The organism is Oscillospiraceae bacterium (assembly GCA_015067255.1).
Classification (GTDB): domain Bacteria; phylum Bacillota; class Clostridia; order Oscillospirales; family SIG519; genus SIG519.
The window spans coordinates 1-24,701 of record SVMS01000002.1; the positions used below are offsets into that span (position 1 = coordinate 1).

Below are 24,701 nucleotides of genomic sequence, written 5' to 3' on the forward strand. Positions count from 1 at the left end.
ATGACAAAAAGGTTGAATTTCTTGTAGGCGGAATACCTCGGGAATTTAGTGACCTTGAAGGCTGGACTGCCTTCGAAAGATTTATGGAAGACATAAGTGTGAGTGGGAGATCATCCTCTCGCCTTGGCCGCCAAAGGAGAGCGAACAAGATATTAAAATCGATGTTTTTGACCAAATCAAAATGAATTGGGAACTCTTCGTTGACTATGTTTGGAATGAAAGAAAAAACATCAAATATGAGGAAATCAAATAAAAAATAATTGAAAGGCAGGGATGCAATAATGGCAGTGGAACGCTGGCTATCAATGCGAGAAATATGTGAGCATCTCAACACCTCATATTAAAAAGATTTGACTTCTATCATTTAGCGAAACAATTTTATAAACACTTATATCGCCATCCAGAATTGGAAGAAGAAAACGAATGGAAATCATTTAAAAAAGCAACCGAAGATTACCTTGTGGTACAACGATTTCGCAGAGCTACGGAAATTGAAATGTCACAGGATGACTATCGAAAATTTCTGCGATTTTACACAAGTCTTGAAGTCAAAGGCGAAGAACCAAAACAAGAATTAGTTTTTAATGACCAAGAGAAAAAATTTTTTGAAAAAATAATAAAATTACGATGATTTCGGCTTGTTTTTTCAAAAAAGAAAGTGGCATCTAAATGGTTCGCAACAGCCAAACAAAAAAGACACCTTCAGGGTGTCTTTTTTGTTTGGTGGAACTAAGTGTGCCTTGCGGCACGATAAGCACACCTTCGGTGCGTGAAGTATACCTTCGGCAAGTGAAGTGCCTGCGGGCGTGGGTGGCACACTTAACTTCATTTTGTGCGTAGCACAATACTTCACTATGGCGTAAGCCATAACTTCACACAAGGCAAAGCCTTGCGCTTCACTAAAAACTATAAAATTAAAGGAGAAAAGTAATTGAACGAAGAAATATTATATATGGTTTTAGACGATACAGCAGAAGAAGAATATGTTAAAAAATACGGGAAATCAGAATTACCAAAAACGAAAGAGGATGAAAAAATTTTTGAAGATTTAAAAAGACGGTTAAAAAACGGTGATTTTGATTTGAAATAAACTTGACATCTAAATGCTTCGGCGTCTGCTACGCAGACGAATATAAAACCTCCGTCAAGGTGGATTCGAACGACCGAAACATATGATATCTTGCTTAATTCTTGGGTTTATGCTATAATTAAAGACAAAGGAGGTTAATGACAGTGAGAAAAATTTTAGCTATGATATTAACGATTTGTTTAACGCTTTGTTTTTCGGGTTGCGTTTTGGAAGAAACTTCCTTGCTTTACTCTGATTATACAGAAATAGACGGGTTTTATATTGCCGTAAATAAAACTGCAAACTGTTGCTTTGTTGGCGGATATAACTGTACGGAATATACTGAAAACTTAGAAATTACAATTCCCGATGATTATAACGGCATACCTATTAAACGAATGGGTGGATATTATGGGCGCGGAGTTCCTACACCTTTTTCTATTAATCTTGCTGATTTATATATGAACGCACCGGAAGAAAGTGAATACAATGCTGTATTTGGTGGCAATATCGATGAATTTGATATTTCTGAGGATTATGTGGTAGAAGATATTGTATTCAATTTAAATATCGGAGAAAATATTGAGATAATTGAATATGTTGTTATGGATAAATATTATCCGCACATCAATGATGACGGCAGTATCACATTTTATCATTCGGTTGTAAATATAAACTGTTCCGATGAGAATAAAAACTTTTATTCAAAAGACGGAAAATTATATAATAAAAAAACCGATGAATTAATTTCTGATTTTGCATATGTGGCATCATAATGGTTCGGAACAGCCAAATAAAAACAGCACCAAATCGGGTGCTGTTTTTATTTATCCAAGCCGAAGGATTGGTATGTAATCCGCGATAGCGGAATGTAATCAGTTTGCTTTGCAAACTGTATGTCATCAAGGTGTTAGCCTTGTATATTGTTCCCTCTTCGGCTTGATTACATACGCAACTTTTCGTTGCAATTACATACAATGCTTCGCATTGATTACATCCACACCTGTGGTGTGATTTTTTTATTCCGCCAACGGCGAAATATCACCAAAATCTCCGTCAAGATGGATTCGACCGACCGAAAGAGTAATCTATCTTGTTTAATCTATTGTTTTATGCTATAATTAATCAAAGGCGGTGATAAGATGAAAAAACTTATGAGTATATTTTTAGCCTTTATGTGTGTTTTTGTGCTTTCTGCTTGTTCCGGCGGCATTTCAGGCGATGAAGCAAAATCTCATATAAATGGATTTTTTGAAAAAATAGAGGCTGAAGATTATGAGGCGGCAGAAGAATTTTTGCATCCCAAACGCCCTGCAGACCTCCAAGAGTTTTTTGAAGCCTTGGAAAATGAAAACGATGTTGATTTTGCAAGCATAAATATTGAAAAATATACCGGATTTAAATCGTCATGGTATGATAGTTCGGTTGGTGGTTCTACATACAGTTTGAAAATGAAAATAGCGGTTTCCGATAAAATTATCGAAGCGGAAATTGAAATTGTAAAAAACGATAATGGGTACGGAATATACAATTTAGATATTGATTTTGATTAGTGGCATTTCCAAAATTTAGTCATTTTATAATACAATAAAATTTAAAAATGGAGGAGCACTATGGATACAGCAAAACGTTTCACAAAATCACGAATTTTAGCGTTTGTCTTTTCGGTGGTTGTTCCATTTGTTGTTATTGCCTTTGGTGTCAAATTGTTATTTGCTAACTTTTTATTTAACGCCTATTTCGCATTGGCATTTATTATAATGCTGCTTTCTGCAATCTTTCTATCTGCTCTTGCGACCTTTTCCAACCTAAAACGTTCTATCAAGGTTATTTCGCTTATGTTAAAGATAAAGATACTGTAATGCCATCATTATCCGAAATAGCTCAACCCATTAAAATTGATTATTATAACTATTTTTCCTCCCAGATGATTTTCTCCTGTGATGTTTACACTTTAATTTGCAAATATGATGAGAATATGTATATGTCGCAGAAAGCCTTATTAGATACAACGTATACTTTTCAAAACGATCCAATGAGTGTTGACGAATATACTTGTGAACCCACAGCAAAAATAAACGGTTACCTTTTCCGTGCTTTATCCATAGAGGAATATGAACTTTATTATCCAAAAAGAGTTATTTTAATAGCCACAAATGATGAAGAAAACGAAATTGTGTATATGGTGTTTTATGATGATGACCTGGATTATATAGAATCGTTACCTGATTTTATCAATAATGAGTGTGGTTGGAAACACAAGAGCTAAATCTGTGTAAGGCTTAAAAGGCGGTGAAATAATGTCAATTTTCAAGAAAAAAGAAAAAAACATTCCCGAAGGAAAATACAGAATTATAAAAATCAGCAAGGACGCTTTGTTTCAATTTATATATGAATCAATTATTGATAATCAAGAATGTTTTTTTGATGTTACTGACGGTACGAAAATTGTCACATGCTTTGATATAAATTGGGACACCGGAGAATTTATTTGTGTGGCAAGAAATAGCTATGGCGAAAATGAACACTTGCAATTTGATATTGATACAAGAAAACTTATATCAAAGCTACAAGATACAACCGAAACTATGTTTGTAGATAATAGATATATTGAAATGTCAGAAGAAGAAATTAAAAATCTATAACTTCGCATAAATAGTGTTTACTGTGGTAAACGACGCTAATCCTCATACAGATAAGATTATATCCCTTTAATAATTTTCAGGAGAATAAAAATGTCTAAAATCAGATTTGGAATAATGGGTGCAGGCGCAATTGCGGAGCATTTTGCACGTGCAGTAAAGCTTACAGACACTGCTGAAACAGTAGCTGTAGCAAGTAAAACGATAGAAAAGGCAGAAAGTTTTGCGCTGAAAAATAACATCCCCGCTTTTGCAGCTATGAAAGTCTTTTAGCAAGTGATGATATTGATATAGTATATATTGCTACAACTCACAATTTTCACTATGAAAATATAAAGGCTTGTCTTGAAAACGGTAAAAACGTATTATGCGAAAAGCCGATGGTATTGACACAGAAAGATGCCTGTGAGCTTTTTGAATTAGCCAAAAGTCAAGGTTTGTTTCTTATGGAGGCTATGTGGACCCGTTTTGTCCCCTCAATGCAAAAGGCGCTCAGCTGGATAAAGGATGGCAAAATAGGTAAAATACAGGCTTTATCGGGCGTGATTGCCTTTAAGTGCGACCAATACCCTGAGTCAAGACTAATGAATCCTGCCCTTGCAGGCGGTGCTGATTTTATAGATGCCATTGGCGCATACTTTGAATTAGCATTTAACATTCTTGGTATGAATTCTACCGTAGCAACAGTTCTTTATGTAATCTTGGTATTGCTCTGTATACATATTATTGCATTTATTATTGGATGCTTAATCGATTGGATTGCCTATGCAGGCAAAAAAAGCAGTACATCCAAGCTTGCTGCTATACTCTATTTGATTGGTACAATTTCTTTTCCTGTATATCTGTTCTTTGGACTTCCGATTACAATTGTAGGATTTATGGGTAGCGGAAAACAGAAAAAAACAAACAATACAACCACTGCTATTTAAAAATGAAATCCTGCCTCGCCTGACACGAAGAATATTTAATAGCTTTATTGTTATCACAACAAAAAAACGTACAATCAGTACGTTTTTTCTATTATATCTTTTTTAAAACAAAATTCAATATATAAAAAACTTTTAACAACAAAAGAACTTGACCTTTTTGTTTATTTTCTTTAAAATAATCTTAAAAGGAATGATATTTATGAAACTTGATGTTATAAGCTTTAATATTCGATGCTGTGACGATATAAATCAAAACTCTATTGCTGAACGTGCTCCAAGGCTTTTGGAGGTCACTTCACGTTATAGTGCAGATATAATTGGTTTTCAGGAGTACAGACCCGCTTGGGAACCTTATATAAAGAAATATTACGGTAACGAATACGATATGTTTTTAAAATATCGTAATCTTACAACAGATATCGAAGCTTCTCCTATATTATGGCGCAAGGACAAATTCTCTCTATTAAAAACGGGATATTTCTGGCTTTCCGATACGCCTGAGGTAGAATCACGTGGATGGGATGAATTATATAATTGTTACCGTATGTGCGTATACGTTATTTTAAAGGATAAAAAAAGCGGTAAAGAGTTTACCTTTATGAATACTCATTTCGGCTTTGGCGATAGTGGTCAAATTAAAAGTGCAAATTTAATTTTTGATTACGCTAAAAAAATATCAGACCTTCAAACCCTTATTGTCGGAGATTTCAATATGACTCCCGACAGTGCAGGATATACACAAATGATTAAAAATTTCAGAGATGTAAATGCATTGACTGCAAACGATTTACGTACTACCTATCACGGCTATGATCCTGATACAGTTGAATCTGAGCATATTGATTATTGCTTTATTGACGAAAATATAATACCTGTTAATCAAACAATAATTACCGATACAATTGACGGGAAATATCCCTCTGACCATTTCGGACTGCATATTGAATTGAATATTTAATATATTGACATTTTTATTTATTTTTCGTACAATAATACAGAGCTTAGGTCATTGAGTTGGCTGGGGTATTGGACCCCTGACTTCATCAATAACCAATTAGCTCTTTTTTGTTGAAACAGCAAATCAGAGCTTTGATATTAAAATGTGAAGAAACTGAGGTTAATAATCTATGGGAAGCTTATTGTTAGCGCTTATATATGTTTGTTTTATAAGTCTTGGTTTGCCCGATTCACTATTGGGTTCAGCCTGGCCTGTATTACATTTAGAAATAAATGTTCCTGTATCCTTTGCAGGTATTATATCAATGGTTATTTTTATTGGAACAATACTGTCAAGTCTTTACAGCGGTAAACTGTTACATAAATTCGGCGCAGGAAATGTTACCGCTGTAAGTATAGCTTTAACAGCGCTTGGCCTATTCGGATTTTCCATAAGCAATCAATTTTGTATGCTGATTTTGTGGGCTATACCTTACGGTCTCGGTGCGGGCGGTGTTGATTCCATATTAAACAACTATGTAGCTTTACACTACAAAGCTCAGCATATGAGTTGGCTTCACTGTATGTGGGGCTTAGGCGCTTCAATAAGTCCCTATATTATGAGTTTTTCCCTTGTGAAATTAAACAGCTGGAACTATGGCTATTTGATTGTTGCTGTCATTCAGGCAATACTGTCAGTTTTTGTTTTTACGAGTTTACCTATATGGAAAAAAGGTACAGAAAGCAAAGAAAATAATGAAAATGCTTTAGCATCAAAAGCTCTTTCATTTAAAGAAATATTTACTATGAAAAGTACTATTCCTTGTTTTTTGACTTTCTTTTGCTCCTGCTCATTAGAGCTCACCACATCTCTTTGGACAAGCAGCTATCTTGTTCAGAAATGGTCAATTTTACCTGAAACGGCGGCGTGGCTTGCAAGTATGTCATATATCGGGCTTACAGTCGGCAGATTGATTAACGGTTTTCTTGCTATGAAATTTCAAGATAAAACTTTAATCAGAACGGGAATTGTAATTATAACCGCAGGAATTATACTTCTTCTTATTCCCTTCAACTCGCTGTTTGCACTAATAGGCTTTATCGTTATCGGGTTTGGCTGCGCACCTATATATCCTTGTATTATACATATGACACCTGATGTATTCGGCAAAGACAAATCTCAGGCAATAATTGGTGTGGAAATGGCATTTGCCTATACAGGATTTTTAATAATGCCTCCTATATTCGGTGTGATAGCTGATTATATTTCTATTTCACTTCTCCCTATATATCAGCTTATGCTTCTGATAACAATGTTTGTTGCCCATGAAATTGTAGTTAAAAATAAAAAGAATCAATTTAATACGGTGAAAATATGAAAATATTATCTATAGGAAACAGTTTTTCGCAGGATGCTCATCAATGGCTTCATCAATTAGCAAAGCAACAAGGCTTTGAAATAGAAACAGTAAATCTTTATATCGGCGGCTGTGACCTCGAAACTCATTGGAACAATGCAGTTAACAACAACGCTTTTTATGATTTAGAGAAAAACGGCAATCAAACAGGAGAAAAAATAAGCATTTTACAGGCTATCAAATTGGAAAATTGGGATGTTATTACCTTACAACAGGCAAGTCATTTCAGCGGTATTCCTGAAACTTATAAGCCGTATCTTAAGAATTTATCATCTTACATCAGAGAGCTTTGCCCTTTTACAAAAATTTTATTTCATCAGACCTGGGCTTATGAAACAGATTCAGACCACGGCGGTTTTGTCAGCTATGAAAGCAATCAGAAAATAATGTTTGATAAAATAACAGCTACAGCTACTCAAATGGCTGACAGTATTAATGCTGAAATAATTCCCGTTGGCAAAGTAATTCAGCATATAAGAGAAAATCTTCCTGAATTTGACTATCAAAACGGTGCTTTGTCTTTATGCCGTGACGGCTTTCATTTATCATTAGATTACGGCAGATATGCGGCAGCAGCCACCTGGTTGAGAGTTCTTACCGGAGTGCCTGTTTTAGCGATACCTTTTATGGATTTTGATTTTGAAAAAACATCAAAAATCATTGATGCTGTAAACTCCGTTTGCAACTAAAATATACAAAGGGATGTAAAAAAGTTTTATACATCCCTTTTCTCATATCAAAATGTAAAATATACTTGACATTTAATTATTTTTCATATATAATGCTAAAGTAAAGTATACTTTACTTTTTACGGAGGTGATTTCTTGGATAACAAAATAAAAGAATTGCGAAAAAATAAAAATGTTACTCAAGACGATTTGGCAAGTGCTGTTGGTGTTACCCGACAGACCATTATTTCTTTAGAAAACGGCAAATACAACGCATCTTTACAGCTTGCTTTTAAAATTTCAAAATACTTTTCTATGAAAATAGAAGATGTATTTATTTTTACGGAGGATTAATTATGGATTTCAGAAAAAAATTAAAAATCAGATTATTTATTGCTATAAGCTATATTGTTTTAGGCTTATGTATGATTATTGTTTTCAATATAATCAATACTCAAAATGATTTTCTCTCCTCTTTTGGCTTTGCTCTTGTTGTTATCGGCATTGTTCGTATGAGAAATTATTTTTTAATTACCAAAAATGAAGAAACAATTAAAAAGCAACAAATTGCAGAAAACGATGAGCGTAATATCGCAATTGCAAACAAAGCTAAAAGCATCTCCTTTATGATATACGTAATGGTAGCTTGTATTGCTATTATAATTTTACAAATTTTAAACAAATCCGAGCTTGCTTCTATTCTCGGTGCTAACGTTTGCTTCATTCTGGTAGTGTATTGGATAAGCTATTTCATAATACGTAAGAAATCCTGACATTTAAACTCAACAAATTTCTTTCAGGCGATGATTTATGGATAAAATAAAGATAAAAAATAAAACAATTAAATTTATAAAAAGCAATTTTGTTTTTTTAATTTCAGCTTTGGCGGCGCTTGTAACTTCTTTTTTTGTTACACCCGACGCACAATATCTGTCCTATTTTGATTGGAAAACTCTTGCATGTCTTTTTCTGACTTTAGCTGTAGTGTGTGCGCTTCGCAATATTAAATTTTTCACTATACTTGCCCGCAAGCTTGTTGCTTTTGCAGGCAATTTGCGTTCCTTATTTATTTTGCTTATTGTCATAACCTTTATAGGCTCTATGGTTATTGCCAACGATATGGCTCTTATTACCTTTTTGCCCTTAGGTTATTTTGCCTTGTCCGTTACAAATAAGACAAAATATATGGCATATCTTTTTATTTTGCAAAATATATCCGCCAACCTCGGAGGAATGCTGACGCCCTTTGGAAATCCTCAAAATTTATATTTGTATTCCTATTTTCATATCCCTACCGGCGAATTTTGTAAAATTATGCTGTTCCCCTTTTTATTGGCTATTTTCCTGCTTTTACTTGCTTGTATTCCCATAAAGCCCATAAAATTCAGTATTAATGACACTTTTTCCGAAAAGCTGAATATTAAAAAAACCGTATTGTATTTAGTTTTGTTTTTAATTTCAATTCTCATTGTATTTCGTGTTATTCCTTTTTTACTCGGTCTTATTATAATTCCTGTTATACTGTTTTTTGTTGACCGGGAATCATTGTTGATGGTGGATTATTCGCTGCTTGGTACTTTTTTCTTTTTCTTTATTTTTGCAGGTAATTTATCCCGAATTGAAGCAGTTGATATTTTCATTTCTTCACTTTTGCAAAAAGATACTCTATTGGTATCAATTCTATCCTGTCAGTTTATCAGCAACGTTCCGTCGGCTATATTGCTCTCCCGTTTCACTACAGATTATCCCTCTTTACTTTTAGGCGTTAACATAGGCGGTACGGGTACTATTATTGCATCTCTTGCCAGTCTTATCACTTTCAGCGAATACCGTATTTTATATCCCGGACACAGCAAACACTATTTTATTATGTTTACTGTTATTAATATTATCTTTCTTTTAATTATGACTTTTGCGGCAAAGCTATTTTTTATTTAAAGGTGTTACTATGAAAATTTCAACTGAAATAAATTCTGCCTCTAAAATTGTCGGCGAAGAAAAAGCTATTGAATATATTGCTAAAGCAGGCTTTGATGCATGGGATTTCTCTATGTTTGATATGTGCCGATACGACTCCTCATCAAAGCTTCTTTTAGAAAGCAATCACCCTTTGGCAAGTGATAATTATTTAGCTTTTGCAAGAAAGCTGAAACAAATCGGACTTGACAACGGCATTGTCTGCAATCAGGCCCACGCCCCTTATCCCACTTATGTAAATCAAATTTGCTCATATCTAAAACGTGCTATTGAATGTACTGCGGAGGCGGGGGCGAAAATTTGCGTTATACACCCTAAAAACCATTCCCCTATTGAAGAAAGCGCAGAGATGTATCTCGAGCTTCTCCCCTTTGCAAAGGAGCATAATGTCAAAATTGCCACTGAAAATATGTGGAAATGGGACAACGAAAAAGACCAAGCTTCCTTTGCCGCTTGCGCCACTCCTGACAGCTTTAATTCTCTTTTAGAGATAGTAAATGACAGCTCTTTTGTTGCCTGCCTTGATATCGGACATTCTGAAATGCGAGGTCTTAACACCTCCTGTACAGAGATGATTGAAGCTTTAGGCTCCCGTCTTGAAGCACTGCATATTCACGATAATGACAAATGGCACGATTGTCATCAAATTCCTTTTTCTATGGATATCGACTTTATTGCTATGGTAAACAGCCTTAAAAAAATCGGTTATAAAGGCTATTTAACTCTTGAAGCCTACGGTTATTTAAAAGCTTATACAAAAGAAAACGTATTTGACGGCATTAAAAATTTAGCCTGTGCGTCAAAAAAACTTGTAAATATATTTTAACAGCAGTGTGAAGGTGTACGCCTTCACACTGCTGTTTTTGTAAATTTGACTTGATATAACAGGATATTTATGGTATACTTTAATAATATATAAATACCTTAGTCAAAAAGGTGGTTTTAATAAGTGTTTAATAATATCAAATATGTTTGGAAAAAATACAACTTCTTGCTTAAGCAGTTGGTTTCCCGTGATTTTAAAGTTAAATATAAAAGAAGTGTTTTAGGCGTTTTGTGGAGTCTTTTGTACCCTCTTCTCACAATGGCGGTTATGGCACTTGTTTTTACAAACGTTTTTAAATTTACAACTCCCGGTGTCAACTATCTTGCATATCTTATGAGCGGTCTTGTTATATTCAACTATTTCAGTGAAGCTTCAAACCTCTCTATGAGCAGTGTAGTTGCAAACTTTAGTCTTATCAACAAGGTTTATATGCCTAAATACATCTTCCCTCTTTCAAAATGTATTTTTGTCGGAATTAACTTTTTGTTAAGTCAAATTCCTCTTTACATCATTTTATTGGCAACAGGCACAGGCATCAACTGGTATCATCTTTTACTCCCCTACGTATACGTATGCCTGTTTTTATTCACTTTAGGCTTCAGTATGATTCTTGCTACCGTTTCGGTATTTTTGCGTGATATGTTCTATATTTACGGTATAGTTATCTCTCTTTGGACATACCTTACTCCTATTATGTACGATATTGCAATAATTGATAATCCCGTTTTACTTTTCTTCTTTAAGCTTAATCCTATGTATTGGTTTACTTATTTTGCAAGACAAATTATGCTTTATCATACCGTTCCTGGAATTAATGCCTGGATTTACTGTATGGCATTCGCATTGGTATTCTTATTCTTAGGCGTGTTTATTTTCAAGAAAAAACAGGATAAATTTATTTATTATGTATAATCTCCCATTTAATCAAAAAGAACAGGTGAGTGATTTTTCTGATAAAGAAAAAAATTAAATCTTTTTTCGATGGCCGTGTTAATATAATAACCGAAAACCAAAATCAATTATTCAATCAGCAACAAGCAACTATTGCTGAGCTTACCGCCAGACTTAATGAAAATATTGAAAAAACTAAAAGATTAGAAGAAAATTTAAATATTGCTAATGCAAATATTAATACAATTATTAATACGGCTAACAGTCTTAAGAAAGAAAACCAATATGTCAATCATGAATTAATGTATTTAGAGCTTAGTAAACTAAAATCCAAGCGAATATTATTAGTTGGTTTTTACGGTGCTGATAATTTAGGCGATGAGCTTATGCTTCAGACTATTTTATCTTATTTTCCGAAAGAAAGATTGTCCGATGTTACTGTGCTATTGTGTGATAACGAAGGATATGACTATTCTCATTTGCCCGCAGTTAATATTTTGCACTATCCTAAATCTAAATTCGATTACAACATATTAGCTCAGGAGTTTGATACATTGGTTTGGGGCGGCGGCGCATTAATTGACGACGGATTCTACGATGATAAATCAACTGCTTTAAATAATATGCTTGTTGATTTAAGCTTGCGTTTTATTGCTTGCGAAAAAAGAGTATTCGCTTTAGGCCTCAGCTCAAATAAAGAGCTTACTAACGCTAACTATATAAACAAATTAAAAACCGTTTGCGAAAAAAGTGTTGCTTTTACCATACGTGACATTTATTCCTTAGAAAAGCTCAAATCTCTTGGTATCACCAATATAATCCTATTAAATGATCCTGTTTTCTATAATAAAATTTGGTCATCATTACCTGCGCCGCAACAAAATAACAATGACACCGTTAAAGTGGGTATTATTTGGATATGCTACCCTAATACCGAAAACATCTTTAACATAATTATATCAAAGCTTTGCGAAAAGTTTTCAGATAAGTCAAAATTAGAAATCGTACTTATCCCCTTTTACAACTATGTTAATTTAGATAAAAATTATTTTAAGACTTTAACACAAAGCAATAGCTATAATAACGTTGTTTCAATTTGCGACTATACTAACGATCTGAATATGCTCGTCAATACAATAAATCAACTGGATTTTATAATTAATATGCGCTATCACGGTATGCTTATAAGCGGAATATTAAATAAAAAAGCTTTTAACATATGCTATGATTGCCATCCGCACTATCACAATAAAATCAAGTATTTGAATGATATTTTCGAAAGCTATAATACTGTATTATTATCAGAAATTACAGAAAATACCGAAATCAGCTTTTCTTCTCCCCTTAAAAATCCGAGCTTTAAAGAGGAAGAATTCAAAAATATTATTGACGGTATTTTAAAAGATTAAATAATATTTTTATAATTAAAATAAATTATTTTCAGGGATAAGGAGACAAAAATGGATAATATTGAAAATATGATTGAAGTTGACAATGTCTCTATGCGCTTTAATCTCGGTATAGAAAAAGGGTTTTCCTTTAAACAATGGTTTGTTGATATTTTCAGCAAAAGAGAGAAACCTCCCAAAAAAGATTTCTGGGCTTTATCAGATATTAGCTTTAAAGTAAAAAAAGGCGAAGTTATAGGCTTTATCGGCTCAAACGGCGCAGGAAAATCAACGCTTTTAAAGGTTGTTGCAGGTGTTATGAAGCCAACTAAGGGTGAGGTTAAAGCTTATGGCAACATCTGCCCTATGATAGAGCTTGGTGCCGGCTTTGATCCTCAGCTTACTGCCAGAGAAAATATATATCTTAACGGCTCAATAATGGGCTATCCGAGAAGCCTTATAGATTCAAAGTTTCAAGAAATAGTTGATTTTTCAGAGCTTCACGATTTTCTTGATGTTCCGGTTCAAAATTTTTCTTCCGGTATGGTCGCAAGACTTGCTTTCAGTGTCGCAACAATTGTAGAGCCTGAGATTTTAATTGTTGACGAAATTCTGTCTGTCGGGGATATTGCCTTCCAGGCAAAAAGTGAAGCTAAAATGCTTTCAATGATAGGCGGAGGTACAACTGTACTTTTCGTATCTCATTCTCTTGAGCAGGTCAAAAAGATGTGCGATACTGTTGTTTGGATTGAACACGGCGTTGTACAAAAAATCGGTGGCAAAGAAGTTTGTGATGAATATAAAAAATATTTAGGATTATAAAGGGGTAGTTATTCTTGAACTTATTAAATAAAAAACTTATCAAATTTAAAAACAATAAAATTAAAATTATACATGAAAAGGATTCAATTAGACTAATCAATCCTACAGATACTCATGGATTTTTAGTTTATCCTAAGTTATTTAGCAGAAAAAAATATAAGCATATTCTTGTTAATTTTCATGGAGAAATATTAAAAGGAAACGGCGCAATTCTTCAAATATTGAACACTGACCGCAATATTTTATCAGAAACATCATTTAATTCTTCTTCCACATATGTTGTTAATTCAAAAAATATGTTGTTTTCTATTAAAATCAATCGCAATTCTGAAGTTGTTATAAAAAAAGCCGATATTACTTTATCCAAATCTCCTATTGATAATTTCAGCAATTTATTTGAAAACATATTAAACAGCAACAATGAAACATTAATTATTACCCCCAGTTATCCCACAGAAGAAAATAAATATTTTGGCGGTTTTGTTCATTCACGTGTAAAAGCATATAAACAGTCAGGTATTAGCTTTGACTTAATTTGTGCTCATGATTACCCCAACACCTGCAGTTATAATTTTGAAGGTATTGATGTTACAAGAACTAACTTTTTTTATCTGCGTCAGCTTTTGACAAAAAAGAAATACAAAACTATATTATTACACTTTTTTGACGATAAATATGCGCGAGTTTTAGATGCTTGCGATATGTCAAAAACCAATCTGTATTTTTGGATACACGGTCCTGAAACATTATACTGGGATTGGCCAAAAATGACAGATCAATATTTTGTTCCCGAAACTAAACTTACTGAGAATTTTGTTAGCAAATTTAAAGACAATGATAAGCTTATAGAAAGATATAATAACTATCCAAATGTACATTGGGTATTTGTTTCTGAATGGATAAAAAATCATAGCGAAAAACTGATTGGAATTAAATTTAACAACAGCGTTGTTATCCCGAATTTTGTTGATGAAAATAATTTTAATTTTGTAAAAAAAGATCCCGAATTGCGTAAAAAGATATTTTTTGTCAGACGTTTCGAAAATATAAATAAATACGCTATTGATATAAATATAAGAACTATTCTTGAATTAAGCCGTAGAGATTTTTTCAATGAATTAGAATTCAACATTTACGGCACCGGTGAATACTATGATGTTCTTGTCGATCCTATAAAGAATTTTTCAAATGTAAAATTACACCAACATTTTCTTACTCATGAGCAAATTTCAAATGTGCATAAAGAAAACGGTATTGGTCTGTTTGCTACCAGATATGACGCTCAAGGTGTTTCCATGTGCGAAGCGGCTATGTCCGGCTTAGCAATAATTTCATCTCAAAATGATGCTATTGCAGAATTTTTGCCTTCTGAAAAAGGAATTCTGTGTGATACTGAGGATTATGTTGCTTATGCAGATCTCATAGAAAAAATGTATCGCAATCCCGACTATTTTGCTGAGGTTGCTGAAGCGTGCCATAATAAAGTTTATAATTCATGCTGCTTCGAACAAACTATAGCAAAAGAAATAAAAATGATTCAATCTGTATCAGATTATGAAGCGGTTTCTAAAAAGCCCGAAGAAATTGCAACAGATAAAATCTTAAGTATCATTATCCCTTCATATAATGTTTCTGATTATTTGTATCACGGCGTATTTACTATGCTCGAACATAAAAACGGAAATAAAATAGAGGTAATAATAGTAAACGACGGTTCAAAGGATAATACAATCGAAGTTGCCAAAGAACTCGAAAAGCGTTATTCAAAAAACAATATTATCATTCTTGACAAAGAAAACGGCGGGCACGGCTCTACTATCAATGAAGGCTTAAAACTATGCAAAGGTAAATACATCAGAATTATTGACGGTGACGATTGGGTAGAAAGTGAAGAATTATGTAAGCTTATTGATATTTTATCAAAAGAATCTGCAGATATTATTGTAACTGATTATTCAGAAGACAGAGCTGTAGAAAATATGCACATAGTAAGAAATCAATATCCTTTTATGATTCCTTCCAAACACTATAGCTTTGACGATTTGTGTTATGAAGGTTATGGTTTTGTTGAATGGGGACCTATTCTTGCTACAGCTAATTTCAGAAAAGAAATTCTTCAAGATAGCTTTAAATTAACTGAAAAAAGTTTTTATATTGATATGGAATTTGATGCTTTCTCAATTGCAAAAGCAAAGACTATTGCATACTATCCATTTAATATTTACAGATACTTTATAGGCAGAGTAGATCAGTCTATCAGTGAAAACTCATACAAGCGCAATTATAAACAGCATGAAAATGTAATATTTAATCTTATCAATTTTTATTATAATTCCGATATTTCAAAATACAAAAAATCATATGTATTGAATAAACTGATTTTACCTATGATAGTGGCGCATTATGTTGTTCTGATTCAATTTTTAGAATCCGGCAAGGCATATTATACTTTTGAAAAAATGCTTTCCAAATATCCTGAAATTTACAACAATCCCTTAATTGCAACACGAATGAAGAAGCTTCATAGAAAAACTCACGGTTTATTAGTTAAAAGTGATCGTTTTATTAAATTTGTGGCATCTTTAATATTTAAAAAATAACTGCAACATTATTCTCAAAGGAGAAACTTTATGGAAAACAGATATGTTAAACATCTTATAATCGGTGCCGGTATCTCTGGCCTTACCTTTGCAAATTACTGTAAAGGTGATTATCTCATTGTCGAAAAGGAAAATGAGGTTGGCGGTTATTGCCGTACTATAAAAAAAGGTGAATATGTCTGGGACTATGCGGGTCATTTTTTCCACTTCAATACCGAAGAGTTTAAAAGAAAATTCTTGGATAAAATGCCTGCTGAGGATATTATCTATAACGAGAAATGCACAAAAATAGTGCACGATGACAAATTTATTGATTTTCCCTTCCAGACAAATATTCATCAGCTAAATAAAGAAGAATTTATCGACTGTCTTTATGATTTATTCAATAAAGAAGAAAAGGACAACTACGATAATTTCCTTGATATGCTTTACGGCAAGTTTGGAAAATCCATTGTTGAAAAATTCTTAAAGCCTTATAATGAAAAGCTTTATGCTATTGACCTTAAAGAGCTTGATGTTGATGCTATGGGTAGATTTTTCCCATATGCAGATAAAGAAGCTATTATCCGCAATATGAAAAAGCACGAGGTTAATTCTTACAATGCATCTTTCCTCTATCCTAAAAACGGTGCAGGAAGCTTTATTGATATTCTTTATAATGAGCTTGACAGCAAAAGAGTTTTGCTCAATACTGAGGTAACATCTATTGATTTTGAAAATAAAACAGCTACACTTTCTAATGGGGAAATTGTAGAATATGAATATCTTATCAATACTATACCTCTTAATAAGTTTTTAGAATTACCCGGTGGATACAACGAACTTATAGAAGAAATGTCCTATAACAAGGTATTGGTATTTAATCTCGGATTTAATAAGCCTTCTGCTCTTTGCACTAAAGAGCATTGGCTGTATGTCGCAGATAAAAGCTGTAATTTCTACCGTTGCGGATTTTATAATAATATACTCGGAAATGAAAATCTAAGTATGTATATTGAAATCGGATATAACAAGCACGCAGAAATCACAAGCTCAGATATTGAAAAGCAACTGAAACTTACCTTAGAAAACCTTAAGAAAATCGGCATAACCGACGATTTAACAGAATTAGTTGAATATTGCTCAATAATTATGGACCCAGCTTATGTTCACATTAATACTAAAACTAACAAAAAGCTTGATACCCTTAAAGCCGATTTTGCTGAAAATAATGTTTATACAATAGGCAGATACGGTGCTTGGATTTATAATTCAATGGAAGATTCAATGCTTAAGGCAAAGGAATTAGCTGAAAAAATCGGCTAATAACAAAGGAGAAAATTATGAAAATAAAAGTAATGAGTATTTTTGGCACTCGTCCTGAGGCTATCAAAATGGCGCCTCTTGTTAAAGAACTTGAAAAAAGAGAAGAGATTGAAAGCATCGTTTGTGTTACCGCACAGCACAGAGAAATGCTTGACCAGGTTCTTGAAACCTTTAAAATAACCCCTGATTATGACCTTAATATGATGAAACAGGGTCAGACACTTTCGGATATCACTATAGGCGCATTATCGGGCGTAGATGCTGTCATTAAAGAAGCTAAGCCTGATATTGTGCTTGTTCACGGGGACACCTCTACAACCTTTGCGGGCGGTCTTGCCGCTTTCTACAATCAGGTAGCTATAGGACACGTTGAAGCAGGTCTTCGTACCTATGACAAGTATTCTCCCTATCCCGAGGAAATGAATCGTCAGATGGTTGACTGTATGACTGATATGTTCTTTGCTCCTACAGATTTAAGCCGTGACAACCTTTTAAAAGAAAACATTCCCGAAGAGAAAATCTATGTTACAGGTAACACTGTTATAGATGCTATGAGTACAACTGTAGATGAAAACTACTCTCATCCCGAGCTTGAATGGCTTGACGGGGATAAAATGATACTTCTCACAGCGCACCGCAGAGAGAACTTAGGTGAGCCTATGAGAAATATATTCCGCGGTATCCGTAGAGTTCTTGACGAGGTGCCGGGATATAAGGTAATATACCCCATTCATAAAAACCCCTTAGTACGTGCCGCTGCAGATGAAATTTTCGGTGACTGCGACCGTGTTAAGCTTATCGAGCCTTTAGAGGTATTTGATTTCCACAACTTCCAAAACCAAGCGCATATTATACTTACCGACAGCGGTGGAATTCAGGAAGAGGCTCCCTCTTTAGGTAAGCCCGTTTTAGTCCTTCGTGATACCACCGAACGTCCCGAAGGTATTGCTGCAGGTACTTTAAAGCTTGTAGGTACAAACAGCGATGTTATTTACAACGAAACAATTCGTTTGCTTACCGACACAGCAGAATATGACCGTATGAGCAAGGCTTCAAACCCTTACGGCGACGGACATGCAAGCGAACGAATAGTTGATGCCATTATAGAAAAATTCAGCAAATAATTAAGGAGCTACTACTATATGAAAGAGAAAATTTCCAAGCTTGTAAATGTCTATAAGAAATACGGATTTATAGGCTTTATGAAAAAATTATACGCTTATATAGTAGCTAACTATCTCAATAAAATCAGCTTTGCGGTGTTCTTCAACCCTAAGAAATACCGTGTGATGCTTCGTGAGATACTCAACTCTTCGGATATTGAGCGAATTGTTCTTTGGAGAAGCAGCTTTGGATATAATGTTCCCCTTTTTCAAAGACCTCAGCATATTGCAAATAATCTTGTAAAAAACGGTTGTCTGGTGCTTTACGAGGTTACCACTATGACCGACAAGGTTAAGACTGTTAAAAAGTTTAAGGATAATCTTTATCTCATAAATTACAACAATATTCTGTTAAACCGTATTTTGATGGATGAGCTGAAAAAAATAAATAAGCCAAAATATATTCAGCTTTATTCAACCGACTGGAAGCTTACAGTTGAGAGCATTGAAAACTACATAAAAGAAGGCTTTAGCTTTATTTATGAGTATATTGACGATATTTCTCCCGAGCTTGCAGGCACAAAAGAAATCCCTCAGAATATAATTGATAAATACAATTATGCTATGGAAAACAAGAATGTTTACGTTGTAGTAACTGCCGAGCTTTTAAAGCAAGATGTTATTGCTCACAGAGGCGAAGAAAACCTTATTTTCTCTTCAAACGGAGTTGACTATTCATTTTTCCAAAGTTTTGACGAGGATTACGTATTTGAAAACGAATTTGAAGAAATTATAAACAAAGGCAAGCCCGTAATTTGCTACTACGGCGCTTTGGCAAAATGGTTTGATTATGACCTTATTAAAAAAATAGCTGCTACTGATAAATATTCAATTATTCTTTTCGGAATTAAATATGACGAGTCCTATGATGAAAATTTAAATGACGAAAGCAATATTTATTTCTTAGGTCCAAGAGATTATAAGGTTCTTAAAAACTACGCAAGACGTTGCGATGTTCTTACCATTCCTTTTAAAATCAACAGTATAACAAGAGCTACAAGTCCTGTTAAGGTGTTTGAATATATGGCTCTTAACAAGCCTATTGTTACAACTGCTATGAACGAATGCTACAAATACAAAAGCATTCTCATAGGCGAAAATCACGACGATTTTATGAATAAGCTTGAAGAGGCTTTAAGCCTTAAAAACAACGAAGAGTATATTGCTCTGCTTGATAAAGAGGCTCTTGAAAACGATTGGTCTATGAAAGCAAAAGCTATAACTGACCACATTTCAAAATACGAAAATTAGGGGCTGTAAAAAAAGCGCAGAGCGCATAAAACAAGTAAATAAAGTAACCGTATACCATCATTTAATGAAAGAAAGAGCAAAATTAATAGAAAAACATCTTTTTGCTAATACTTTTAATAAATATACGTTTCATGCTATCTGCCAATTTCGCCCTCGGAGTACCTCTGTACACCGTCGGGTAACCGACGACAAGGCTTTGTCGTCGCGAAATTGACAGATTCTGCACATTTTTTCCTATCCCCTAACCAAAAGAGGCTGTAAAAAACTTTCGTTTTTTACAGCCTCTTTGAATAATAAATTTTTCTCCTGTGAAAAATATAAAATAAAAAACTTTATTTTTCAGGAGAAAAAAATATGTGTACGGCAATAAATTATAAAACAAAGGACTTTTATTTTGGAAGAACTTTAGATTACGACTTTTCCTATTTTGAAGAAATTACAATAACACCTCGCAATTATCCCTTTAAATTTAAGCATATACAGACTATTAAAAATCACTATGCATTGATAGGAGTTGCCTATGTTAAGGACTCTTATCCCCTTTATTACGATGCCATCAATGAAAAAGGACTTGCTATGGCGGGACTAAATTTTGTAGGAAGCGCCTTTTATCCTTCTGAAAAGGAAAACAGAGATAATATTGCCCCTTTTGAATTTATTCCTTTTATTCTCTCACAGTGTTCCTGTATAAATGAAGTTAAAGCCTTATTAGAAAAAATAAATCTTGTAAATACACCTTTCAGTAACAAACTGCCTTTGGCACAGCTTCATTGGCTTATATCCGATAAAAACGAAGCTATAACTGTTGAAGCTGTAAAAGAAGGTATAAAAATTTATCAAAACCCTGTAGGTGTATTGACAAACAATCCCCCTTTTAACGAACAGCTGTTCCAATTAAACAATTATATGCATTTATCGCCAAAAGACCCTCAAAACAATTTTTCTCATAAGCTGTCATTACAGCAGTACAGTCGTGGTATGGGTGCATTGGGACTTCCCGGTGATTTATCTTCTCAATCCCGTTTTGTCAGAGCCTCTTTTGTTAAAATGAATTCAGTTTCCGACAACTCGGAAGAGGACAGTGTAAATCAATTTTTTCATATTTTATCCTCTGTACAACAGCAAAGAGGCTGTTGTGATGTTGGCAATTCAAATTTTGAAATAACCATTTACACCTCCTGCTGCAATGCCGACAAAGGAATTTATTATTATACAACCTACGAAAACCATCAGATTACGGCAGTAAATATGCATAAAGAAAATTTAGACGGATTTTCTTTAGTGCGATATCCCCTTATAAAAAAAGAGCAAATAAAAGAACAAAATTGAATATCACAGTTGAATTAAAGCATATAGTAATGTATAATTAAATTAGATTAAGGAGGATTTTATATGAATTTTTCTGAAATAGCTAAATTACGTCAATCCTGCCGCAGCTATGACAGCTCTAAGCCTGTGGAACAGGAAAAGCTTGATGCCATTCTTGAGGCAGGAAGGCTTGCTCCCTCTGCCTGCAACGGTCAACCGTATCATTTTACTGTTTGTCAAGGTCAGATTGCTAAACAGGTAGCTGCTGCTACTATGGATATGGGTATGAATAAATTTGCCGATAAAGCGCCTGTGCTTATTGTTATTTCAGAAATGCCCTATGTCAGAACTGCCGCACTAAGCTCTAAAGTTACAGGTAATGATTATCGCTCCATTGATATTGGTATTGCCACTGCATATTTAACAGCAGAAGCAACTGCTCAAGGCTTAAGCACCTGTATTTTAGGGTGGTTTGACGATAAGAAAATCCGTAAGTTTTGCGATATTGATAATCCTGTACGATTGGTTATTACATTAGGATATGCCGCAGAAGATGATGTATTGCGTGATAAAAAAAGAAAAGATAAATCTGAGCTTATAACTGTTATATAGTTTTAAAACAGCTGTAAAAAACGAAATGTTTTTTACAGCTGTGTTTTTATCATTTAAGATATTTTGCACTTGCATAGCCTATAATCCCGCTATACTTTACTTTATACCATTTAGTGTTTGTTTTTTCTATCAATTCAACCCTTGAGCCTTTTGGCATTTTCACAATATTTTTAGTGGGCTTACTTCCGTTCCAGCCTCCGCAAAGCCATAAAGGTAAAAGAAGCGTGCTGACTGTCAGATATGTTTTTTGGGTTTCAGTATCATTTGTTTTCATTAAATTTTCATAAAACATAAGTCCGATTATTATATCGCTGTCCAAACCGCTTAATGCCGCATAATCTTCAAATGCTTTTGATATTTTAAAGGTTTCATCAAAAACCCAGGAAGAAGGCGTTTCTCCCGTAACGTATTTACTGTTCTTTTTTATTTTCACTTTGTCCCCTTCTTTAAAGGTGTTTTCCTGTTTAGCTTCAAGCTTTAACTGCTCTACTATTGCTTCGGTAATTGCCTGCGCAAGCTTTTGATTATTCTCATATATCCATTTTGCAGTTTCATAAACATCGTGAAATTCCATTTCTACCAAACAGTTTATACATTTAATCCTGTTTATGTAGCCTATATTTGCGCCTGTAGGATATGAGCCGTCTTTTATACCTCTGTCAACAGAAGGTCTGAGAGCTTTTATTTTATTTTGAACCAAGGCTGCCCATTCCTTTGCTCCGACTATATTGGGGTTATAATAGGTTTCCGTACCGGTTGCGGTGGGAATTTTTGCACCGCTTGCGTTTGTATGAATACAAATACACAAATCGGCTCCTGCCTCATTGACCTTTTCACATCCTATTTGATACGATGTCCATTCTTTTTTCGTTCTTAATACCTTTACATCATATTTTTTAAGCTTTTCCTCAATTACATCTGCAATCAGATTGCACTGCTCGCCCTCGTTGGTATTGCCGTAAGCATAAAGATTTCCAAATTGATTTGTTGGATATAAATATACGCTTTTTGCCATTTTCTATTTCTCCTCTTGTATATTTGTATTTTCCACCGTATCCTTAAGCTTTTTTATCACCTTTATAAGAAACGGCGGAAGAGGTACACCGATTTTATTTACATTTTCAAGAATTGAAATAAGCTCATTTACCACAAACCATATAGTAACTATTATTCCGAATAAATACGAGCTTGTAAAATCAACCCCTATTTTTGCAAGTGCCTGTGATATTACCAAATCAGTAACAATCGCTACTCCTATAGCCAAAAGATAACAAACCTTTTTTACTATTCCCACAACTCCTATGCGGCTGTTCAAGCAACCATCCTTCCAGGCGGATATAATACCTGATATGTAATCCATTACCATAACCGCCGCCAGCAATACAACAGGAACAAGCAGAGCATTGAAATATGCTGTTATTGTGCCTCCTATACCGACAACTGCTATCTTAACAAGCATTTGTTTCACTTGCCGACACCTCCTGTGTTATTATATATCTCATTTTTTATTACTCCTTTACTTTTATTAAGGCGAATTGCCAAAGCTTATTTGTATTATAAATATTTGTATAATTTGGAAAAACATCTATTTTAGCAAGCTCTTGTCCTAATTGAGAATCTGTTATGTCTATACTATAAGCGTTTTTAGCAGCATACATAACGGTAAGAGGATTTCCCTGCTGTGCTTTTTCTATCAGCCACTGCTGAAATTTTTGCTGTTTTTGCAAATTTGTATCTGTGCTTGAAATTATTCCTAAATCATATCTGAGCCTTATATAATCTCTATTTAATCCATATGGTTCATCTAAAGGGTATATTCCCGTTTGCGTCTGTGTGCTGTCAAATACAGGAGTATAAGAAAAATAATTTGTAATAACAGTGTTTGCTCCCCCTGCAATACATTGATTATTAGAAACCAAATAACAAACACAGCTTTCCTCGTTATTATACTGTGATAAATTTTCAAACTGCGGAGGTCTGTTTTCCAATAACGACTCAGTATATGTTGTCATTCCTATATTCCTTACCAAGCTGACACTTTGATCGAGTTTAGCTATATAGTCAGCAATATATCTATTGTTGTTATTATCGGTATAGCTTGGAACTAATTGTGACTCCTGCGGAAGCTTAATTCCGTGTAAAGCTGTTATGCCTGACAGCCCTATTTTTGCTAAATCTATATTTGTAATATAGGGGATTTTACCCTCGGTAAATTCAGGTATTGTATCATTTGTATAGACACCCTCGTATATTGCGCAGGAATTCATATCCATATACGTAGGTATACTTACATTATATGAATAATAAATTCTTTTGACAGTTTTATTCTGCGGAGTCGTAAAAGTATAGCTATTCCAAGTGTTGTAACGGGCAAGAGACGGAGAAACATATTTTGTTGTACCGTCTGTATAATCGACTCTCATCACCACCCCATAACCGCTTGTCCTTTCCGTTTCATAATAAAGTGTCGTTTTTACGGTATAACGTGTATTTTCTTTAAATTTAATTGTAAATGAGTTAACCGGTGAGTTTACGCCTGATTTGAAGTATACACACTCTCTGCCGTCTTTTTCGACTTTTTCCACCACAGTCGGTGAGGCATTATAAGCCTTAGTGTACATTTCTTCTTTTGGAAGCAAATTTTTGCTTGTAATTATACTTTCAAAGTCATTGACTCCTATTTGCTGTGCGGGATTGTCAAGAGTCGGTGCCTGCTCCTGCGTAGTAGAGCCGAATATAAAATAATTTCTCAAGCCTCCCTCAAGAGTGTTTTCAGCCTTTATATCACTTCCAAAATAACTGCGAAACTTATTTTGATTTGCTGTGCAAACTGCTTTTTTTGCCATCAAAAGCCTGTTTAACATATTTATCATCCTTTCTTTTACTCTAAATTTAT

At 34.0% G+C, this 24,701-nt stretch carries 27 protein-coding genes; 24 read left to right on the plus strand and 3 right to left on the minus strand.

Going from position 1 to position 24,701, the window contains the following annotated elements; translation table 11 throughout:
- The first annotated feature begins 931 nt into the window (after positions 1-931).
- The 24 genes from E7480_00670 (at position 932) to E7480_00785 (ending at position 21,805) form a co-directional block, all read left to right on the plus strand.
- A complete protein-coding gene (locus E7480_00670) occupies positions 932-1,090 on the plus strand; it encodes a valine--tRNA ligase (protein MBE6903107.1) in 159 nt (52 codons plus the stop codon).
- A 143-nt stretch (positions 1,091-1,233) separates the two neighbouring features.
- Complete coding sequence (locus tag E7480_00675; GenBank protein MBE6903108.1) at positions 1,234-1,845, plus strand: hypothetical protein; 612 nt, start codon at positions 1,234-1,236, stop codon at positions 1,843-1,845.
- Positions 1,846-2,211: 366 nt separating this feature from the next.
- Positions 2,212-2,622 (plus strand): hypothetical protein, encoded by a 411-nt coding sequence (locus E7480_00680; GenBank protein ID MBE6903109.1) that lies wholly within the window; start codon positions 2,212-2,214, stop codon positions 2,620-2,622.
- A gap of 60 nt (positions 2,623-2,682) precedes the next feature.
- Positions 2,683-2,931 (plus strand): hypothetical protein, encoded by a 249-nt coding sequence (locus E7480_00685; protein ID MBE6903110.1) that lies wholly within the window; start codon positions 2,683-2,685, stop codon positions 2,929-2,931.
- Positions 2,931-3,338: a hypothetical protein gene (locus E7480_00690; protein MBE6903111.1), complete on the plus strand. Its 408-nt coding sequence runs from the start codon at positions 2,931-2,933 to the stop codon at positions 3,336-3,338. Before E7480_00685 ends, E7480_00690 begins: the two co-directional genes overlap by 1 nt.
- 61 nt (positions 3,339-3,399) lie before the next feature.
- On the plus strand, positions 3,400-3,714 hold the full coding sequence (locus E7480_00695) for a hypothetical protein (protein ID MBE6903112.1): 315 nt from the start codon (positions 3,400-3,402) through the stop codon (positions 3,712-3,714).
- Positions 3,715-3,804: 90 nt separating this feature from the next.
- A complete protein-coding gene (locus E7480_00700) occupies positions 3,805-3,984 on the plus strand; it encodes a hypothetical protein (protein MBE6903113.1) in 180 nt (59 codons plus the stop codon).
- Between the two features lie 11 nt (positions 3,985-3,995).
- Positions 3,996-4,640: a Gfo/Idh/MocA family oxidoreductase gene (locus E7480_00705; GenBank protein MBE6903114.1), complete on the plus strand. Its 645-nt coding sequence runs from the start codon at positions 3,996-3,998 to the stop codon at positions 4,638-4,640.
- Positions 4,641-4,830: 190 nt separating this feature from the next.
- Positions 4,831-5,598 carry a hypothetical protein gene (locus tag E7480_00710; GenBank protein ID MBE6903115.1) on the plus strand — a complete coding sequence of 256 codons (768 nt, stop codon included), beginning with the start codon at positions 4,831-4,833 and terminating at the stop codon, positions 5,596-5,598.
- A 169-nt stretch (positions 5,599-5,767) separates the two neighbouring features.
- A complete protein-coding gene (locus E7480_00715) occupies positions 5,768-6,955 on the plus strand; it encodes an MFS transporter (GenBank protein ID MBE6903116.1) in 1,188 nt (395 codons plus the stop codon).
- Positions 6,952-7,683, plus strand: a complete 732-nt coding sequence (locus tag E7480_00720; protein ID MBE6903117.1) for a DUF4886 domain-containing protein — start codon at positions 6,952-6,954, stop codon at positions 7,681-7,683. Before E7480_00715 ends, E7480_00720 begins: the two co-directional genes overlap by 4 nt.
- 135 nt (positions 7,684-7,818) lie before the next feature.
- Positions 7,819-8,016: a helix-turn-helix transcriptional regulator gene (locus E7480_00725; GenBank protein ID MBE6903118.1), complete on the plus strand. Its 198-nt coding sequence runs from the start codon at positions 7,819-7,821 to the stop codon at positions 8,014-8,016.
- A gap of 2 nt (positions 8,017-8,018) precedes the next feature.
- A complete protein-coding gene (locus E7480_00730) occupies positions 8,019-8,435 on the plus strand; it encodes a hypothetical protein (protein MBE6903119.1) in 417 nt (138 codons plus the stop codon).
- 37 nt (positions 8,436-8,472) lie between these two features.
- Positions 8,473-9,600 carry a citrate transporter gene (locus E7480_00735; protein ID MBE6903120.1) on the plus strand — a complete coding sequence of 376 codons (1,128 nt, stop codon included), beginning with the start codon at positions 8,473-8,475 and terminating at the stop codon, positions 9,598-9,600.
- Between the two features lie 10 nt (positions 9,601-9,610).
- Positions 9,611-10,465: a sugar phosphate isomerase/epimerase gene (locus E7480_00740; GenBank protein MBE6903121.1), complete on the plus strand. Its 855-nt coding sequence runs from the start codon at positions 9,611-9,613 to the stop codon at positions 10,463-10,465.
- A gap of 123 nt (positions 10,466-10,588) precedes the next feature.
- On the plus strand, positions 10,589-11,377 hold the full coding sequence (locus E7480_00745) for an ABC transporter permease (GenBank protein MBE6903122.1): 789 nt from the start codon (positions 10,589-10,591) through the stop codon (positions 11,375-11,377).
- Positions 11,378-11,406: 29 nt separating this feature from the next.
- Positions 11,407-12,765 carry a hypothetical protein gene (locus E7480_00750; protein ID MBE6903123.1) on the plus strand — a complete coding sequence of 453 codons (1,359 nt, stop codon included), beginning with the start codon at positions 11,407-11,409 and terminating at the stop codon, positions 12,763-12,765.
- 69 nt (positions 12,766-12,834) lie between these two features.
- Positions 12,835-13,566 (plus strand): ABC transporter ATP-binding protein, encoded by a 732-nt coding sequence (locus E7480_00755; protein ID MBE6903124.1) that lies wholly within the window; start codon positions 12,835-12,837, stop codon positions 13,564-13,566.
- A gap of 14 nt (positions 13,567-13,580) precedes the next feature.
- Positions 13,581-16,166 (plus strand): glycosyltransferase, encoded by a 2,586-nt coding sequence (locus E7480_00760; protein ID MBE6903125.1) that lies wholly within the window; start codon positions 13,581-13,583, stop codon positions 16,164-16,166.
- 30 nt (positions 16,167-16,196) lie between these two features.
- Positions 16,197-17,471, plus strand: a complete 1,275-nt coding sequence (locus E7480_00765; GenBank protein MBE6903126.1) for an LPS biosynthesis protein — start codon at positions 16,197-16,199, stop codon at positions 17,469-17,471.
- A gap of 17 nt (positions 17,472-17,488) precedes the next feature.
- On the plus strand, positions 17,489-18,595 hold the full coding sequence (locus E7480_00770) for a UDP-N-acetylglucosamine 2-epimerase (non-hydrolyzing) (protein ID MBE6903127.1): 1,107 nt from the start codon (positions 17,489-17,491) through the stop codon (positions 18,593-18,595).
- Between the two features lie 18 nt (positions 18,596-18,613).
- Positions 18,614-19,885, plus strand: a complete 1,272-nt coding sequence (locus E7480_00775) for a glycosyltransferase family 1 protein (GenBank protein ID MBE6903128.1) — start codon at positions 18,614-18,616, stop codon at positions 19,883-19,885.
- A gap of 354 nt (positions 19,886-20,239) precedes the next feature.
- Positions 20,240-21,214 carry a choloylglycine hydrolase family protein gene (locus E7480_00780; protein ID MBE6903129.1) on the plus strand — a complete coding sequence of 325 codons (975 nt, stop codon included), beginning with the start codon at positions 20,240-20,242 and terminating at the stop codon, positions 21,212-21,214.
- Positions 21,215-21,277: 63 nt separating this feature from the next.
- Positions 21,278-21,805: a nitroreductase gene (locus E7480_00785; GenBank protein ID MBE6903130.1), complete on the plus strand. Its 528-nt coding sequence runs from the start codon at positions 21,278-21,280 to the stop codon at positions 21,803-21,805.
- Between the two features lie 49 nt (positions 21,806-21,854).
- Here the strand turns inward: E7480_00785 and E7480_00790 are convergent, their stop codons facing one another.
- From E7480_00790 to E7480_00800, 3 genes are read right to left on the minus strand one after another with little or no spacing between them, the layout of a single operon-like run.
- Positions 21,855-22,820, minus strand: coding sequence for a hypothetical protein (locus E7480_00790; protein ID MBE6903131.1), 966 nt, complete (start codon positions 22,818-22,820; stop codon positions 21,855-21,857).
- 3 nt (positions 22,821-22,823) lie between these two features.
- On the minus strand, positions 22,824-23,273 hold the full coding sequence (locus tag E7480_00795) for a phage holin family protein (GenBank protein MBE6903132.1): 450 nt from the start codon (positions 23,271-23,273) through the stop codon (positions 22,824-22,826).
- A 40-nt stretch (positions 23,274-23,313) separates the two neighbouring features.
- The gene (locus tag E7480_00800) at positions 23,314-24,669 is read right to left on the minus strand and encodes a hypothetical protein (GenBank protein MBE6903133.1); all 1,356 of its coding nucleotides are present in this window, start codon (positions 24,667-24,669) and stop codon (positions 23,314-23,316) included.
- Positions 24,670-24,701 lie beyond the last annotated feature (32 nt).